Genomic DNA, 19,410 nt, shown 5'->3' with positions numbered 1-19,410 from the left:
TTTTTTACCACAAAGGAACACAAAGGTCTACACAAAGGAACACAAAGGTCTACACAAAGGACACAAAGTTTAATCAATTTCTTTATTTCCTTTGAGCCCTTCGTGAAATTCCTTTGTGTCCTTAGTGGTTAATGGATTTATCTGATTACCAGCATCTTGGTTACTGCCGACTGAGAACCATCGCTGCTGGCGCAGAAAACAAGATATACTCCTGTTGCAACACGTTTCCCGTTATAAGTTTTTAGATCCCACGAAGCCTGACCGCCGTCTGATTCTGTTTCAAAAACCAGGTTCCCGCTTACATCAGTTATTCTTATCTGACTGTCGCGCATCAGTCCGGTAATTGTTACATTTCCATAATAATCCTCTCTTACAGGATTCGGAAATGTATAAACTTTGGAAAATTGTTCTCCTCCGGCTGTAGCTTCACCCCTTACTGATTGTACTCCCCTTGAGGTACCCAGCCAGACTTCTCCTGTTTTATTATCGATGGCAAGGCTTACTATTGAGTTTGAAAGGATAGGACTATTTGTTTCGTTATAGTTTCTCAGTTTTGCAGTTCCGTCGGCAGAAAGCTGATATACACCTGAACTGGTTGTTCCGATCCATTTCCTGTTAGCCCCGTCAACAGCAATAGCTGTAATGACCTCACTGTTCAGAAGATAATCTGCAAGACCGCTGCCATCATTTCTCGATATCTTGATCCGGAAGGCATTAATATCATTATCGAAAACCTTATCGGGATTATAATAGATCAGCGGCCCCTGATCTGTTCCAACCCAGATATTTCCATCGAGGTCTTCAGCGAAGGAGTATACTCCTGAAATGATTTTGTTTTCATTGTCTTCAACCAGCATCCTCTTATACCTGTCGTCGGTGAAATATTCCGGCGTATCATTGTCATCAATAATGAGCAATCCGTTTCCTTTTGGAAGAATTATCCATTTATATCCGCTCCGGGCAATGATAAGATCGCCAATTGTTATGCCATCTAAAGTTATAGGATTAAGAATCCAGGTGCCATCAGGTTTCAGTCCTTTCAAGGTTTGCTGAACTTCTGTCTGGGTAATCCACAGGGTTTTATATTTATCCATTGCAAGTCCGCAGATCCTGACGTATGGCCTTCCCGCTATAATAGTCTGTAATGGCGAATTAGTATAAGTATATTGATTTATAAGTTCATTATTGTCATACTCAAGCAAGCCATTACCCCAAGTGGAAACAAAATAATGGTTGTTATCATCAGGGTCGATAAGTACTCTCATTGCATCAATGACAGGACTTTTAAGTATATGAGTCCAGTTATTATTTTCAAAAACAGATAGCTGAAACGGGCGTCCCTGATTATTCCAGCTTACATCCGGACCACCACCGCTTATTATTGTCTTTCCGTTTAATGAAGTGATACTAAAGGCATTATTTGATACTGGTCCGGGCAGTGTAAAAGCAGAAAAAGATGAAAATTTTTCACCACGGACAAGTCCGGAATTATTATCAGCTATCCATATGTCCTTTTCGTCGGCTATTCCCTGTGAAATACTAACAGTTCCCCAGCTATAAGAAGATATTGTATTTAAGAGAGATCCGCTATTACTGAAATATCTTAATGATGACTGCGAGGATATTGTAAACCCGGAAGGTGCAGGATCAAAAGACTTATTATATACTCCGGGCAAAAATGAAAAAAGAGAAATGCTGCCATCTGAGGAGTAGACAGAATCTCCTCCTGATATGGGATCTGAAAGATTAAAGTAAAGTTTGTTACCTGAATATACGATGGAGGTGTATTTCCCGGAGGGCTGGGGAAGATTATTCATCAGCTTCCAGTTTCCAAAATATGACAAACCCTGGTCTGTTTGTGATGCCGACCATACACCCGTTGTCGTTGCGGCATAATAATTCCCATTACCGAATGCAATATCCCAGACCTCAGTATCACCTGTCCCGGAGCCGGGCTTCCAGGTATCATAAATCTCCTTTTTAATAATGTCGATTACAACAATTCCAAAGCTGCAGGCAAGGTATGCGTACTTCCCGTTTGTACGTATGCGGTTAATCTCCTTTCTTCCGGGAATATATTTTCTGGAAATATCTGAAATATTAAATATTACATTGTTTTTTACAAGGTCAACATTCGCTGTAGAATAAGCTATTACAAGTGTTTTATTCTCCTCTGACCATCCGATTGTACTAATGCCGGTCTCTGTAAGCCCGTTAATACGAGACATTTTTTTCAGTTCAGAAAATTCTTTATTATAGACAATTATTGAGGACCCTGTTGAGGCGTATACTTCTGAAGTACCTACTGCGACGCTTTTTGCTGTATTGTAAGTAAGATGGTCTGTCCAGGTACCAACAGGAGACTGGCCGGAGGAATTTAAGACTCCGAAAAATAGCAGTAATAATGTCAGATTTAGTCTCAATTTTTAATTTTTATTGGTCAGAAGACCGTAGACCGGAGACCGAAGCAGGTTGTACTTCCGTCTTCGGTCTTCCGTCTTCCGTCTTTCGGAATAAACCCTCAATCTACTTTTTTATTGTTTTATTCTCATACTCATACAGAAATTCCCTTAGTTTTTCGAAAGCCCTGGCCCGGTGTGAAACTTTGTTTTTTTCAGAAAGTTCCATCTCTGCAAATGTTTTGTTCTTGCCATCCGGGATAAAAATTGGGTCATAACCAAATCCTTCAGCACCTCTTTTCTCATAAATTATCTCGCCATTAACAATCCCCTCAAAAAGGTATTCCTGTTTGTCAAGAATAAGTGCAATCACTGTTTTAAACCGGGCTTTTCTGTTTTTGTTATTCCCGAGCCGGGCAAATACTTTTTCAATATTTGCTGCTGAATCCTTTCCGGGTCCTGCATATCTTGCCGAATGGACTCCGGGCTCTCCATTCAAGGCATCAATTTCAAGTCCTGTATCATCTGCAAACACATCCAACCCGGTTGAATTGAAAACATATCTCGCTTTTGCTAGAGCATTCCCTTCAATAAGTGGTTCGTTTTCAGGGATATCGTCAAAAATATTTATATCATTTAAACTCAGGAGAGTAAAACTGTTCCCGAGAATACTGTTTATTTCTTTTATCTTATGGAGATTATTTGAAGCGAATATTATTCTCATAAAACACTTTTAAATTTGTCTCAAAAATACTCAAAATAGGGCTTTCCTTTTGCCTATACTTTTTTAAATGCTACATTTGAATTAATAAAAAGCAAGATAATTGTTTATGCTTAAGTTCCTCAGGAGAATTATTCTTATTGGGCTTCTTCCTGTTCTGGCTATTCCGGAAGTAATTGCTTATAATGACTATTTACCGGCAGACACGGTACTGGTGATTCCGCAATCTTCAGAACTGAGGAAACAGTTTTTAAATCAAAAGATTGAACTCAGACGGAATGATAATAACATAACATTTGAATTACCCGGAGACAGTATAATAGAGATTCAGTTTTTGCTGAAAGGATTTGATTCTGACTGGAGTCCTTTCAGGAAGAGTAATTATAAAGAGTATACCAATATACCTGCTGGTCATTACACTCTTATGGTCAGATATAAAGAGCCGGGAGATAAAATTGTTGAGTTACCTCCGCTCCTGGTTATAATTCTTCCACGATGGTACCTCTCTGCACCAGCTCTGGTATTTTATTTTATTTTTTTCCTTCTTATTACCTGGGCAATTTACGAACAGCTTGACCTCAGATTCGCACGAAAGCAATATATGCTTGAGAAGATAATTAACAACAGAACTGAGGATCTTATTATAGAAAAAGAGAAAACAGAAAATCTACTTGCAAATGTTCTCCCTAAAAATACTGCAAGCGAGATTATGGAGAAAGGGAAAGCAACAAAAATCAAATATAATTTTGTTACCGTTCTCTTCTCCGATATTCAGGGTTTTACCAAGATAGCGGAAGAGATGAACCCTGAAGTACTAATTGATGAACTCGACAAGTTCTTCTTCTATTTCGATTCTGTAGTAGAGAAATATGGCATTGAAAAGATAAAGACGATTGGTGATGCATATATGTGTGCAGGAGGAATTCCTGAAAAGAACAGGACCAATCCCGTTGAAGTAATTCTGGCCGCACTTGAGATGAAGCAATACATGACCAGGCTAAAGGAGAGCTCAGAACTTGAGGGAATGAAATTCTGGGATATCAGAATTGGAATCCATACCGGGACAGTTGTTGCCGGAGTAGTAGGACAGAAGAAACTTTCGTACGATATCTGGGGAGATACTGTGAACACTGCAAGCAGGATGGAATCATCTGGTGAAGCCGGAAAAATAAATATATCCGGAACGACCTATGAATTTGTTAAGGAGTTCTTTAACTGCGAATTCAGGGGTAAGATGCCAGTGAAATATAAAGGAGAACTGGAGATGTATTTTGTAAATGGTATCGTGCCGGAATTGTCGGATGAAAATGGTGGCCCCAACAGAAAATTTATCGTTAAGATGCAGATGATCAAGCTTCAGGATATTGAAGAAATGATTACAAAAATGTTCGACGATGAGGCTCCTCCCAATCTCTATTTTCATAACTCATCAATGCTAAAGAACATCAGCAATAACGTTGAACTCCTGTCGACCGCAGAGAACCTTCCAGAGGAGGAATTTATTAACCTGAAACTTGCTTCTGTATTTCTTCTTACAGGTTATATATCTGATTATGAAAAGCCTATGGAGGCATCTTTACGGCTTGTAGAGGAGATCCTCCCCGGATATGGATTCAGTCGGGACAATGTGGATCTGACTTGTAAGCTTATAAAGAACTCATATAATGATCAGTATGATTCACTATCGGACAGAATCTTACATGATGCCCGTTATGATTATCTGGGAAGAGTTGACTATGTTAAACTTACTGAACGACTATTGAGGGAAAGAACAGAATATGGCAAACATACTGACAGCTTTACATGGGTCAGGCTCCAGAAAAAATTCTTATCCGATCATGAATTTCATACAAAAACCGCAAGACTATTAAGAGGAGTTTCTGTTGAAGATCAGCTGGCCGGATTGGAGACAAATACATAATAAACCGATTTCCGGGCGAAAACCGGAAAAATATCTTTTAAAAATGTACTTTTGCGATTGATTTTATAAGTCTTATTTATGGAAACTCTGGATTGGAAAAATCTGCCATTTGGATATATCAAAACAGATTTTAATATACGATGCGTTTATAAGGATGGGAAATGGGGAAAACTGGAAGTATCCTCTTCAGAATATATTGATATTCACATAGCGGCAACCGGACTTCATTACGGGCAGGAAGCTTTTGAGGGGCTGAAAGCTTATATGGGTAAAGACGGGAAGGTAAGACTTTTCCGATGGGAGGAGAATGCGAAGCGAATGATCAGTTCAGCTGATGGAGTCAAGATGGCTGCATTTCCCTTTGAGCTATTCAGGGAAGCCATTTTCAAAGTTATAGAACTTAATAAAAAATATGTGCCTCCATACGGATCCGGTGCTACCCTATATATACGTCCTCTGTTGTATGGCAGCGGTGCTGAGGTAGGTGTCAAACCGGCAACAGAATATACTTTCATTGTTTTTGTTACTCCTGTCGGACCATATTTCAAAGGCGGTGTTAAACCTGTTAATATGCTGATATGCAGAGATGTAGACAGAGCTGCTCCGCTTGGTACAGGAATTTACAAAGTAGGAGGTAACTATGCGGCTAGCATGAGAGCAATAATTGCAGCCCGCGATGGCGGATATGCAAATACTATTTTCCTCGATGCGAAAGAGAAAAAATATATTGACGAGTGCGGACCAGCAAATTTCTTCGGAATTAGGGATAATACATACGTAACACCTAAATCCGAATCTATTCTCAATTCAATTACGAATATGAGTCTGATTGAGATAGCAAAAAGTCTTGGAATGAAAACCGAGAGAAGGCCAATCCCGGTTGAAGAACTTTCAACCTTTGCCGAAGCAGGAGCCTGTGGTACAGCGGCAGTGATAAGTCCAATTGCAAAGATCTTTGACCCGGAAAACAATAAGGTGTATGAGTATTGCAAAGATGGTAAGCCGGGGGAACAATCCATGAAACTTTATAATAAACTGATTGACATTCAGAGTGGAGATGAGCCGGATACGTTTGGCTGGATGACTGTGTTAGATTAGAAGGGGAGAGGGGGAGAAAAGGAGAAGGGGTGATTTAAACTCCGTGGCACTCCGCGTACTCCGTGGTTAAATTTTTTTTGATTGATGAAAAGTAGAGAGACCGGATATTCAAAAACTAAGCTCAGGGGCTCATATGTGACACTTGTAATAAGTGTCTCTCTGGTTCTTTTCCTACTTGGGGTTTTAGGTCTGGTACTGATAAATGCAAGGGAGCTTTCCGACTATTTCCGCGAAAGCCTTTCATTCTCAGTTATGCTTGACGATGGTGCTAAAGAGGCTGATATAAGAATGCTGCAGAAAGACCTTGATGCCAAGCCATATGTGAAGTCAACTGAGTATGTTTCGAAAGATGAGGCAGCCCTGAAAATGAAAGAAGAGCTGGGTGAAGATTTTATTAATTTCCTTGGAGATAATCCGCTTCCTCCTTCGATTGACGTCTATTTATATGCAGGGTTCACAAGTCCCGACAGTGTTGCGAAAATTGAAAAGTATGTTTTCGAATATCCTTTTGTGAAGGAGGTATATTATCAGGAGTCTTTGCTTTTTCTCATTAATGAAAATGTTAAAAAGATCAGTCTGTTCCTGCTAGTAATCAGTACTTTTCTGTTTCTGATAGCTATGACAATTATAAATAATACAATCAGACTTTCGATATATTCCCGCAGGTTTATTATCAGAACCATGCAACTGGTTGGCGCAACAAGAGGCTTCATCCGACGACCCTTCCTGCTTCAGAGTGCATTTCAGGGACTTCTTGCTGCCCTGTTGGCCATGATACTTCTTATGGGTCTGCTTTATCTTATAGAAAAGGAATTTTTTATGATGTTTTCATTTGAGAGTACAAATCTTTTGATTTTACTTAGTGCGGCATTAATTATTTTAGGTGTACTTATAAATATCATTTCAACATATTTTTCCGTTAACAGGTATCTGAGTATTTCTGAAGACAAACTTTATTATTGATTTATCATGGGCACAAAGAACGAAAATAAGGAGAAACTGAATTTTGCTCTTGGCAGAGAGAACTACAAACTGCTGGCTATCGGATTCGGAATAATTGTAATAGGCTTCCTGCTTATGCTTGGCGGAAAGTCTGAAAATCCCAACGAATTCTCTAATGATATTTTCAGCTTCAGGAGAATTACCCTTGCTCCAATAGTTGTTCTGGCCGGGTTTATATTTGAGATTTGGGCCATCATGAAAAAGCCCAAAGAATAATAACCAGTTTTCAAATAAAACTCTCATTTCGATACAGAATCAGCTTTATTGATATAGGTATCGGATCAAAGAATTTCTGAATTATGGACATATTTCAAGCTATTATTATAGCCATCGTTGAAGGGATAACTGAGTTTCTACCTGTTTCTTCAACCGGCCACATGATTATTACCCAAAAACTACTTGGAAGCTGCATTTCTTGGTTTCCTCTTTAGCGGATATATTGATCAGATGTTAGAGAGTGTTCTGGTCGTAGCTGTTTCACTTGTTCTAGGAGGAGTGTTTCTGCTCTTTATTGATTCGTGGTTTAATAATCCTTCTGAAAATCAAAGGATAACCTCCAAAAAAGCACTAGTAATCGGTTTTTTTCAGGTAATAGCTATGATTCCGGGTGTTTCACGGTCTGCTGCAACAATTATAGGAGGATTGACACAAAAATTAAATCGAAAAAATGCAACAGAATTTTCCTTTTTTCTGGCCGTGCCAACAATGTTTGCGGCATCGGCATACGAGATGATAAAATCGTATAAATCGATACAACCCGAGCATATCAATGTATTATTAATCGGAAATCTTGTAGCCTTTCTGGTAGCTATATTGGCAATAAAAGGGTTTATAACTTTTCTTACAAAGCATGGATTTAAAGTTTTCGGTTACTACAGGATAATCGTCGGCGCAATAATATTAATACTTCTGGCTGCAGGCATTGATTTAAATATAGCATGATGAATTTTCAGGAAGGAGAGGTATTATTATTTAACAAGCCGTTATACTGGACATCTTTTGATCTTGTTAACAAGGTCAGGAATATGATAAGGAGCAGTCTGGGTATAAAGAAAATCAAAGTTGGTCATGCCGGAACCCTTGATCCTCTGGCAAGCGGATTGATGATAATCTGCACAGGAAGGGCAACAAAGAAGATAGACGAATTCCGTGATTTGGACAAAGAATATGTTGCAACAATTCATTTGGGAGAGACCACACCTTCATTCGATCTGGAAACTGCCACCGATAAGCAATACCCGACAAATCATATTACAGAGGAGCTTGTCAGGGAAGTTCTGAATGGATTTTTAGGCGAGCAAAAACAGTTGCCTCCAATGTATAGTGCGAAACTGATCGATGGGAAAAGAGCTTATGAATTTGCCAGGCAGGGAATAGACAAAGAGCTTACTCCTGTAACCGTATTTTTCCGTGAGATTGAACTGTTGTCGTTTGGAATGCCGGAGACAAGGATCAGAATGGTATGCAGCAAGGGGACATATGTAAGGTCTTTTGCAAGAGATTTCGGAGAAGCACTTAAAAGCGGAGCATATTTGTCGGCCTTAGAGCGAACTGCAATAGGCTCATTTAAAGTAAGTAATGCATTTGATCTGGAAAAATTTCGCATTTATATTGAACAAATGCAACAAAAATGACTTTATTACGTATAAGGGATTCTGTAAATCACAATGACTATATATTTTATTTATGAAATTATCACAATTCAGGTATAATCTGCCTCAGGAACTTATTGCTCTTTACCCAACTCCAAACAGGGACGAATCGAGGTTACTGGTTGTAAACAAAAAGACAGGGGAGTTACAGCATAAGGTCTTTAAGGACATAATTGATTATTTTCACGAAAATGACGTACTTGTTTTTAATAATACAAAAGTATTTCCGGCCAGGTTGTATGGTAATAAGGAAAAGACAGGTGCTGAGATTGAAGTTTTCCTGCTCAGGGAATTGAACCGCGAGCAGCGTTTATGGGATGTACTTGTTGATCCTGCCCGCAAGATCAGGATTGGGAATAAACTCTATTTTGGTGAAGATGACCTTCTTGTTGCAGAAGTTATTGATAACACAACATCGAGAGGAAGAACATTAAGGTTTTTGTTCGACGGAACATATGAGGAGTTCAAGGAGACCCTTTACAGTCTGGGCGAGACTCCCCTGCCAAAGTTTATAAACCGCAAGGTTGAGCCTGAAGACAGTGAAAGGTATCAGACAATTTTTGCAAAGCATGAAGGAGCTGTTGCAGCACCTACAGCCGGACTGCATTTCAGTCGTGAGCTTCTTAAAAAGCTTGAGATTATCGGAACCGAGTTTGCTGAGATAACATTACATGTTGGTCTGGGGAACTTCAGAAGCGTTGATGTTGAGGATTTAACAAAACATAAAGTAGATTCAGAGCGGATACTGATAACTGACGAATGTGTTGACATTGTGAATAAGGCAAAAGATAATAAATACAAGATCTGTGCAGTCGGAACTACTGTAGTCAGGACCCTGGAGAGCTCCGTTTCTACAGCAGGGTATCTGAAACCTTATGATGGCTGGACAAACAAGTTTATCTTTCCTCCTTATGACTTTAAGGTACCTGATATGATGATAAGTAATTTTCACCTTCCATATTCAACCCTTCTTATGATGGTTTCTGCATTTGCAGGTTATGATCTGCTCTTCGATGCATATAAGACGGCGGTTAAGGAGAAGTATCGGTTTGGAACTTACGGGGATGCGATGCTGATTATTTAGTCTTGCGGTCTTGCGGTCTTGCGGTCTTGAGAAGAAAATAATTTTCCGATTGAATTATATTGCAGATTTAGGATATCTGTTAATTTATCTATTATTATCCGGTAAGAAATCTAAATTGTTTTTTTACTGGGAACAGTAACCTTATCAAATACCTTAACCCCTCCAATTAGTCGACTGCAAGACTGCATGACATTAGACCGCAAGACCTCTATCAATGTTTTTTTCCCATTGGTCAAAAAGAAGCGTGAAATTTTGAAATAATTTTTATCTTTAAAAGTTATTAAAGAGTTGCAACAGTGCAACCTTGATAAGTTTTAAGTTGTCTTGATAGAGTATTTTGAAACTGTCCGTTTTAATATTTGATAGCGGGCATTAAAATATAATAAGCATTGGTCGATCTTTAAAAAAAAAGAGAAGAGGTCGGGCAGTGGTGTTTTTGTCATAAATGAAGACCGAAGTGAAAAGCAAAGTGCGCGGGGCACAGGGCGCGGAGCAAGAAAAGACAAAGGATAAAAGTTAAAAGACAAAAGAAAAAGAATTTATAAAACAATAAGACTACAAGACTGCAATACCGCAGGACCGCAAGACAATAAGATATTAAGATATTTAAGATATTCAGCAACATAGGAGGTACAATATGAAAACGACACGAAACACATCTTCAGGTATATTCAGAAGAAGATGGCAGACAGGGAAGCGGAAGTTTATCGCCCCTTCAGGAATCGTATTGTTTATTATGATTCTCATATCGGTATTTACCGGAGAGAAATCATACTCGCAGGGAGTAGGGATAAGCGAGAGTGCTATACCTGATCCTCATGCGTCATCCATCCTGGAACTGAGATCCACACTTCGCGGATTTCTTGCTCCCAGGCTGACAACCGCGCAGCGTGTCGCTTTAGGCAGCACAGCAGCTCAGGGTCTTTTGGTGTATGATACCGATACCAAATCGTTCTGGTATTTCGATTCAGGCTGGAAGATTGTCAGGGGATCAGCTAATCTAGGTGGTCCAAATCAACTTCTTGGAATGAATGGTGCAGGAAATGAAAATGAGTATAAAAATTTAAATGGATCAATAAATATTACAGTTACACATTCAGCGGGGAACATAGGACTTAATACAATTCAGGATATTACGACTACTTCAACACCTCTGTTTTCAGGATTAAATTTAACTAATGCTCTTACAGTTCCAAATGGTGGAACTGGGTTACAGTCCGGCATTTCGGGTGGTATTCCATATTTCAGCAGTACAACAACAATGGCTTCCTCACCATTGTTGACAGCCAATGGTGTGGTTATTGGAGGAGGAATAGGTGGGGCGCCTGTGACAATAGGAGTTGGTGCAGCAAATACAGTTTTACGAGGAACAGGAACAGCACCGGCATTCGGCCAGATTGTTAACGACGACATAACAAACGGTACCATAAACCTGACAAGTAAAGTAACAGGTACTCTGCCTGTACTGAATGGTGGAACAGGATACGATAACACTTACACCAATGGTCAGTTGCTGATAGGCAACTCCTCAGGTACCCTTACCAGGAATCCATTGACAGGAACGGCTAATCAGGTAATAGTCACCAACGGCAGTGGGAGCATAACCTTAACCACGCCACAGGATATACACACGGGAGCAACACCTGAATTTGTGAGTACCAAGCTGACCGGTCTTGCAGCCCTTTCGGGAGTCTATACAGATATCAACAAGGTTCTGACATCGACGCCACCGAGTTCAGGGACAATAGGATACTGGAGCCGCAATGATCTGTTAGGGATTTTAACTCCATCCAATGCAGGGGATGATGTAACCACCACAGGCGATATCTCTACTACGACAACAGGGACAATCACCTCAGCAGGCTTACTGACAGGACAATCCGGGGCGACGATAACAGGCGCAACAAGTATCTCAGGAGGAGCAATAACATTGAATAACAGCTCGAATAATCCGACAAGTATTAATACAGGCACATCTACAGGCGGAGTAACAATCGGTAACTCAGCCAATACAATTACTCTTCCTGCCTTCACGACAGCAGGACTTGTACATAACAGTGCTCTGGGAGTTCTCTCCACAGGATTATTGGTAAATAGTGATATCACCAATGGGACAATAGATCTAACCACAAAGGTGACCAATGTACTACCGATAGCTAATGGAGGAACAAACTCATCAGCAGCCCTATCGGGTTCGTCAATAATTATCTCTGATGGCACTTCTATAATCCAGGGAGACAAAGGAACTAGTACAACATTACTTCACGGCAACGCATCCGGGTCTCCCACCTACAGTCAGGTAGTCAATGCAGATATAGCCAATGGGACGATAGATCTTACCAGCAAGGTAACAGGTACCTTACCGGTATTTAACGGGGGCACCGGGGTAACGACCTTTGGCGGAGCTAACCAGGTGTTGTTTACCACAGCAGCAGATGCCTTATCAGCAGTAGCGACGTCAACAGCAGCGGGGCAGTTCCTGCAGACCAGTACATCAGGGGAGCACCGACATGGAAGACGATACTTGATGTAGTCAATGGCGGCACAGGACAAAGCAGTTATACCGATGGTCAGTTACTGATAGGTAACACAACAGGCAATACATTGAACAAGGGAGTCATAACAGGAACCCTTAACCAGATAACAGTTAGTAATGGTCCTGGGACAATCGGTTTATCACTTCCACAGGATATCAACACGACCTCATCCCCAGTCTTCACAGGACTGACAGTAAGTGGCTTAACTCCACTGGCGGGAGTTTATACTGATGGGTTCAGCAAGCTTACCTCGACCCCCCCAACAACAGGAGTCATAGGTTACTGGCAGCGTCTGGGCACAGTATTGTCACCCACCACATCAGGGGATGATGTAACGACCACAGGAGATATCTCGACTACGACCACAGGAACAATCACCTCAGCAGGATTATTGACAGGACAATCCGGGGCGACGATAACAGGCGCAACAAGTATCTCAGGAGGAGCAATAACATTGAATAACAGCTCGAATAATCCGACAAGTATTAATACAGGCACATCTACAGGCGGAGTAACAATCGGTAACTCAGCCAATACAATTACTCTTCCTGCCTTCACGACAGCAGGACTTGTACATAACAGTGCTCTGGGAGTTCTCTCCACAGGATTATTGGTAAATAGTGATATCACCAATGGGACAATAGATCTAACCACAAAGGTGACCAATGTACTACCGATAGCTAATGGAGGAACAAACTCATCAGCAGCCCTATCGGGTTCGTCAATAATTATCTCTGATGGCACTTCTATAATCCAGGGAGACAAAGGAACTAGTACAACATTACTTCACGGCAACGCATCCGGGTCTCCCACCTACAGTCAGGTAGTCAATGCAGATATAGCCAATGGGACGATAGATCTTACCAGCAAGGTAACAGGTACCTTACCGGTATTTAACGGGGGCACCGGGGTAACGACCTTTGGCGGAGCTAACCAGGTGTTGTTTACCACAGCAGCAGATGCCTTATCAGCAGTAGCGACGTCAACAGCAGCGGGGCAGTTCCTGCAGACCAGTACATCAGGGGGAGCACCGACATGGAAGACGATACTTGATGTAGTCAATGGCGGCACAGGACAAAGCAGTTATACCGATGGTCAGTTACTGATAGGTAACACAACAGGCAATACATTGAACAAGGGAGTCATAACAGGAACCCTTAACCAGATAACAGTTAGTAATGGTCCTGGGACAATCGGTTTATCACTTCCACAGGATATCAACACGACCTCATCCCCAGTCTTCACAGGACTGACAGTAAGTGGCTTAACTCCACTGGCGGGAGTTTATACTGATGGGTTCAGCAAGCTTACCTCGACCCCCCCAACAACAGGAGTCATAGGTTACTGGCAGCGTCTGGGCACAGTATTGTCACCCACCACATCAGGGGATGATGTAACGACCACAGGAGATATCTCGACTACGACCACAGGAACAATCACCTCAGCAGGATTATTGACAGGACAATCCGGGGCGACGATAACAGGCGCAACAAGTATCTCAGGAGGAGCAATAACATTGAATAACAGCTCGAATAATCCGACAAGTATTAATACAGGCACATCTACAGGCGGAGTAACAATCGGTAACTCAGCCAATACAATTACTCTTCCTGCCTTCACGACAGCAGGACTTGTACATAACAGTGCTCTGGGAGTTCTCTCCACAGGATTATTGGTAAATAGTGATATCACCAATGGGACAATAGATCTAACCACAAAGGTGACCAATGTACTACCGATAGCTAATGGAGGAACAAACTCATCAGCAGCCCTATCGGGTTCGTCAATAATTATCTCTGATGGCACTTCTATAATCCAGGGAGACAAAGGAACTAGTACAACATTACTTCACGGCAACGCATCCGGGTCTCCCACCTACAGTCAGGTAGTCAATGCAGATATAGCCAATGGGACGATAGATCTTACCAGCAAGGTAACAGGTACCTTACCGGTATTTAACGGGGGCACCGGGGTAACGACCTTTGGCGGAGCTAACCAGGTGTTGTTTACCACAGCAGCAGATGCCTTATCAGCAGTAGCGACGTCAACAGCAGCGGGGCAGTTCCTGCAGACCAGTACATCAGGGGAGCACCGACATGGAAGACGATACTTGATGTAGTCAATGGCGGCACAGGACAAAGCAGTTATACCGATGGTCAGTTACTGATAGGTAACACAACAGGCAATACATTGAACAAGGGAGTCATAACAGGAACCCTTAACCAGATAACAGTTAGTAATGGTCCTGGGACAATCGGTTTATCACTTCCACAGGATATCAACACGACCTCATCCCCAGTCTTCACAGGACTGACAGTAAGTGGCTTAACTCCACTGGCGGGAGTTTATACTGATGGGTTCAGCAAGCTTACCTCGACCCCCCCAACAACAGGAGTCATAGGTTACTGGCAGCGTCTGGGCACAGTATTGTCACCCACCACATCAGGGGATGATGTAACGACCACAGGAGATATCTCGACTACGACCACAGGAACAATCACCTCAGCAGGATTATTGACAGGACAATCCGGGGCGACGATAACAGGCGCAACAAGTATCTCAGGAGGAGCAATAACATTGAATAACAGCTCGAATAATCCGACAAGTATTAATACAGGCATCTACAGGCGGAGTAACAATCGGTAACTCAGCCAATACAATTACTCTTCCTGCCTTCACGACAGCAGGACTTGTACATAACAGTGCTCTGGGGAGTTCTCTCCACAGGATTATTGGTAAATAGTGATATCACCAATGGGACAATAGATCTAACCACAAAGGTGACCAATGTACTACCGATAGCTAATGGAGGAACAAACTCATCAGCAGCCCTATCGGGTTCGTCAATAATTATCTCTGATGGCACTTCTATAATCCAGGGAGACAAAGGAACTAGTACAACATTACTTCACGGCAACGCATCCGGGTCTCCCACCTACAGTCAGGTAGTCAATGCAGATATAGCCAATGGGACGATAGATCTTACCAGCAAGGTAACAGGTACCTTACCGGTATTTAACGGGGGCACCGGGGTAACGACCTTTGGCGGAGCTAACCAGGTGTTGTTTACCACAGCAGCAGATGCACTTACCTCGGTAGCGACGTCAACAGCAGCAGGGCAGTTCTTACAGACCAGTACAGCAGGGGGAGTACCGACATGGAAGACTATACTTGATGTAGTCAATGGCGGAACTAGTTCAGGGACAGCACTTTCAGGTAAATCAATAATGGTATCAAACGGCAGTGCAATTGTTCAGGCCCCCCTTATGACTGATGGTCAGATTATAGTTGGGAAAAGCGGTGACGCTCCACAACAGGTATTGCTAGGGGGTGATGCTACAATTAACAATGCTGGATCACTTCTGATATCAAACAATGCAGTTACTTATGCTAAGATGCAGAATGTAAGTACTACAAGCAAGCTTCTGGGAAGTTCGAGTCTGACTAATGCTGTTACTGAAATAACGCTGGGAAGCGGACTTAGTATGACTAACTCAACTCTTACAGCAACAGGCTTGGGTGGAACTGTTACTAATTTTGCAGCCGGTAATTTACCACCAGTTTTTACGACTTCAGTTGCTGATCCTACAGGTTCTCCAGTACTTTCGTTCTCACTTACAAATGCAAATCCGTATACAATTTTCGGTAATAACACTAATGCCAGTGCAGCACCAGCATATTTTGCACCAGTATTAGCATCGGCACTTTTTGCAAACCAGGGATCTATAAATACAGTATTGCATGGCAATGCAACAGGTGATCCTTCCTGGGGACAGATAGTCAATGCAGATATCACTGATGGAACTATAAATCTTACTACGAAAGTTACCGGTGCTTTACCAATTATAAATGGAGGAACCAACTCAAATACTCCATTGGTTAATAACAGGTTAATGATTTCTAAGAGCGGAAAAATAGTTGAACTAGGTGCTCCATTTTTAGATGGTCAGGTTCTTGTTGGTAAAGCCGGAGATGATCCTCAAGTTGTTAGTTTGTCAGGAGATGTATCAATAACAAATACTGGTTCAACTACAGTAGGTTCAGTAGGAGGATCTACCGCGGCGAATATCAACACAGCCGAACTATTGGCCAATGCGGCAACAAATCTCAACACATCTAGCACCATAGTATTACGAGATGGAAGTGGCAACTTTAGTGCAGGCACGATCAGCGCAGATTTGACAGGCGATGTAACGGGTGATTTAACAGGAAACGTTACGGGTAATGTACTTGGAAATCTTACAGGTGATGTCACTGGTAATGTAAGTGGTACTTCATTGAATGTTACAGGAATCGTAGCCATATTAAATGGAGGAACAGGTTCCTCGACAGTATTAGGAGCCAAGACTAATTTAGGGTTAGAGAATGTAGATAACACAACAGATTTAAATAAGCCTATCTCCACAGCTACACAGACAGCGTTGAATTTAAAGGCACCACTTGCCTCACCGGCACTTACTGGGTTCCGACAGCACCGACAGCAGTAGCAGGCACAAATACAACACAACTTGCAACTACAGCTTTTGTAACCGATGCAGTTATGACAGCAACACCAGATGCAACGACCCTGGTTAAAGGTAAAGTACAGTTGGCAGGAGATTTGGGTGGAGTAGGAACAACAGCGGCCGCACCAATAATCAGTGCTGGTGCGATAGATGACAGCAAGGTATCAGCAACGGCAGCCATAGTCGACACTAAACTGGCTACTATATCCACGGCAGGTAAGGTCTCCAACAGTGCAACGACAGCGACCTCCTCCAACAACATCAACACCATAGTATTACGAGATGGAAGTGGCAACTTTAGTGCAGGCACGATCAGCGCAGATTTGACAGGCGATGTAACGGGTGATTTAACAGGAAACGTTACGGGTAATGTACTTGGAAATCTTACAGGTGATGTCACTGGTAATGTAAGTGGTACTTCATTGAATGTTACAGGAATCGTAGCCATATTAAATGGAGGAACAGGTTCCTCGACAGTATTAGGAGCCAAGACTAATTTAGGGTTAGAGAATGTAGATAACACAACAGATTTAAATAAGCCTATCTCCACAGCTACACAGACAGCGTTGAATTTAAAGGCACCACTTGCCTCACCGGCACTTACTGGAGTTCCGACAGCACCGACAGCAGTAGCAGGCACAAATACAACACAACTTGCAACTACAGCTTTTGTAACCGATGCAGTTATGACAGCAACACCAGATGCAACGACCCTGGTTAAAGGTAAAGTACAGTTGGCAGGAGATTTGGGTGGAGTAGGAACAACAGCGGCCGCACCAATAATCAGTGCTGGTGCGATAGATGACAGCAAGGTATCAGCAACGGCAGCCATAGTCGACACTAAACTGGCTACTATATCCACGGCAGGTAAGGTCTCCAACAGTGCAACGACAGCGACCTCCTCCAACAACATCAACACCATAGTATTACGAGATGGAAGTGGCAACTTTAGTGCAGGCACGATCAGCGCAGATTTGACAGGCGATGTAACGGGTGATTTAACAGGAAACGTTACGGGTAATGTACTTGGAAATCTTACAGGTGATGTCACTGGTAATGTAAGTGGAACATCATTGAATGTTACAGGAATCGTAGCCATATTAAATGGAGGAACAGGTTCCTCGACAGTATTAGGAGCCAAGACTAATTTAGGGTTAGAGAATGTAGATAACACAACAGATTTAAATAAGCCTATCTCCACAGCTACACAGACAGCGTTGAATTTAAAGGCACCACTTGCCTCACCGGCACTTACAGGAGTTCCGACAGCACCGACAGCAGTAGCAGGCACAAATACTACACAACTTGCAACTACAGCTTTTGTAACCGATGCAGTTATGACAGCAACACCAGATGCAACGACCCTTGTTAAAGGTAAAGTACAGTTGGCAGGAGATTTGGGTGGAACAGGAACAACAGCGGCCGCACCAATAATCAGTGCAGGTGCGATAGATGACAGCAAGGTATCAGCAACGGCAGCCATCGCCGACACTAAACTGGCTACTATATCCACGGCAGGTAAGGTCTCCAACAGTGCAACTACAGCGACCTCCTCCAACAACATCAACACCATAGTATTACGAGATGGAAGTGGCAACTTTAGTGCAGGGACCATCTCTGCAGATTTGACAGGCGATGTAACGGGTGATTTAACAGGAAACGTTACGGGTAATGTACTTGGAAATCTTACAGGTGATGTCACTGGTAATGTAAGTGGAACATCATTGAATGTTACAGGAATCGTAGCCATATTAAATGGAGGAACAGGTTCCTCGACAGTATTAGGAGCCAAGACTAATTTAGGGTTAGAGAATGTAGATAACACAACAGATTTAAATAAGCCTATCTCCACAGCTACACAGACAGCGTTGAATTTAAAGGCACCACTTGCCTCACCGGCACTTACAGGAGTTCCGACAGCACCGACAGCAGTAGCAGGCACAAATACTACACAACTTGCAACTACAGCTTTTGTAACCGATGCAGTTATGACAGCAACACCAGATGCAACGACCCTTGTTAAAGGTAAAGTACAGTTGGCAGGAGATTTGGGTGGAACAGGAACAACAGCGGCCGCACCAATAATCAGTGCAGGTGCGATAGATGACAGCAAGGTATCAGCAACGGCAGCCATCGCCGACACTAAACTGGCTACTATATCCACGGCAGGTAAGGTCTCCAACAGTGCAACTACAGCGACCTCCTCCAACAACATCAACACCATAGTATTACGAGATGGAAGTGGCAACTTTAGTGCAGGGACCATCTCTGCAGATTTGACAGGCGATGTAACGGGTGATTTAACAGGAAACGTTACGGGTAATGTACTTGGAAATCTTACAGGTGATGTCACTGGTAATGTAAGTGGTACTTCATTGAATGTTACAGGAATCGTAGCCATATTAAATGGAGGAACAGGTTCCTCGACAGTATTAGGGAGCCAAGACTAATTTAGGGTTAGAGAATGTAGATAACACAACAGATTTAAATA

General features: G+C 42.2%; 13 protein-coding genes and 1 pseudogene. 12 read left to right on the top strand and 2 right to left on the bottom strand.

Annotation, left to right across the window (positions count from 1 at the left end; all coding sequences use genetic code 11):
• Positions 1-137: 137 nt before the first annotated feature.
• Both IPJ16_00800 and IPJ16_00795 read right to left on the bottom strand, forming a co-directional pair.
• On the bottom strand, positions 138-2,423 hold the full coding sequence (locus IPJ16_00800; GenBank protein ID MBK7625738.1) for a hypothetical protein: 2,286 nt from the start codon (positions 2,421-2,423) through the stop codon (positions 138-140).
• Between the two features lie 103 nt (positions 2,424-2,526).
• Positions 2,527-3,123, bottom strand: coding sequence for a non-canonical purine NTP diphosphatase (locus IPJ16_00795; protein MBK7625737.1), 597 nt, complete (start codon positions 3,121-3,123; stop codon positions 2,527-2,529).
• Positions 3,124-3,229: 106 nt separating this feature from the next.
• Here IPJ16_00795 and IPJ16_00790 point away from each other — a divergent pair, with 106 nt between their 5' ends.
• The 12 genes and pseudogenes from IPJ16_00790 (at position 3,230) to IPJ16_00735 (ending at position 19,369) form a co-directional block, all read left to right on the top strand.
• Positions 3,230-5,041 (top strand): guanylate cyclase, encoded by a 1,812-nt coding sequence (locus IPJ16_00790; protein ID MBK7625736.1) that lies wholly within the window; start codon positions 3,230-3,232, stop codon positions 5,039-5,041.
• Positions 5,042-5,119: 78 nt separating this feature from the next.
• Positions 5,120-6,139: a branched-chain amino acid aminotransferase gene (locus IPJ16_00785; GenBank protein ID MBK7625735.1), complete on the top strand. Its 1,020-nt coding sequence runs from the start codon at positions 5,120-5,122 to the stop codon at positions 6,137-6,139.
• 84 nt (positions 6,140-6,223) lie between these two features.
• Positions 6,224-7,102: a cell division protein FtsX gene (locus IPJ16_00780; GenBank protein MBK7625734.1), complete on the top strand. Its 879-nt coding sequence runs from the start codon at positions 6,224-6,226 to the stop codon at positions 7,100-7,102.
• Between the two features lie 6 nt (positions 7,103-7,108).
• Positions 7,109-7,357: a DUF3098 domain-containing protein gene (locus tag IPJ16_00775; GenBank protein MBK7625733.1), complete on the top strand. Its 249-nt coding sequence runs from the start codon at positions 7,109-7,111 to the stop codon at positions 7,355-7,357.
• 83 nt (positions 7,358-7,440) lie between these two features.
• A pseudogene (locus IPJ16_00770) lies at positions 7,441-8,083 on the top strand (undecaprenyl-diphosphate phosphatase).
• Positions 8,083-8,775 carry a tRNA pseudouridine(55) synthase TruB gene (gene truB / locus IPJ16_00765; protein ID MBK7625732.1) on the top strand — a complete coding sequence of 231 codons (693 nt, stop codon included), beginning with the start codon at positions 8,083-8,085 and terminating at the stop codon, positions 8,773-8,775. Before IPJ16_00770 ends, truB begins: the two are co-directional and overlap by 1 nt.
• A gap of 52 nt (positions 8,776-8,827) precedes the next feature.
• Entirely contained in the window at positions 8,828-9,877 is a 1,050-nt protein-coding gene (gene queA / locus IPJ16_00760) for a tRNA preQ1(34) S-adenosylmethionine ribosyltransferase-isomerase QueA (protein MBK7625731.1), read from the top strand.
• A gap of 637 nt (positions 9,878-10,514) precedes the next feature.
• Positions 10,515-12,410 carry a hypothetical protein gene (locus IPJ16_00755; protein ID MBK7625730.1) on the top strand — a complete coding sequence of 632 codons (1,896 nt, stop codon included), beginning with the start codon at positions 10,515-10,517 and terminating at the stop codon, positions 12,408-12,410.
• A 71-nt stretch (positions 12,411-12,481) separates the two neighbouring features.
• On the top strand, positions 12,482-14,533 hold the full coding sequence (locus IPJ16_00750; protein ID MBK7625729.1) for a hypothetical protein: 2,052 nt from the start codon (positions 12,482-12,484) through the stop codon (positions 14,531-14,533).
• 71 nt (positions 14,534-14,604) lie between these two features.
• Positions 14,605-15,060: a hypothetical protein gene (locus tag IPJ16_00745; protein MBK7625728.1), complete on the top strand. Its 456-nt coding sequence runs from the start codon at positions 14,605-14,607 to the stop codon at positions 15,058-15,060.
• A gap of 44 nt (positions 15,061-15,104) precedes the next feature.
• Positions 15,105-16,901 (top strand): hypothetical protein, encoded by a 1,797-nt coding sequence (locus IPJ16_00740; protein MBK7625727.1) that lies wholly within the window; start codon positions 15,105-15,107, stop codon positions 16,899-16,901.
• Positions 16,902-16,954: 53 nt separating this feature from the next.
• Positions 16,955-19,369: an S-layer family protein gene (locus IPJ16_00735; GenBank protein MBK7625726.1), complete on the top strand. Its 2,415-nt coding sequence runs from the start codon at positions 16,955-16,957 to the stop codon at positions 19,367-19,369.
• The last annotated feature ends 41 nt before the right edge of the window (positions 19,370-19,410 follow it).

This window comes from Bacteroidales bacterium, assembly GCA_016709865.1.
GTDB lineage: Bacteria > Bacteroidota > Bacteroidia > Bacteroidales > VadinHA17 > LD21.
Note: the sequence above shows the minus strand (reverse complement) of the source record. Positions and strands in the feature narration are given on the sequence as shown.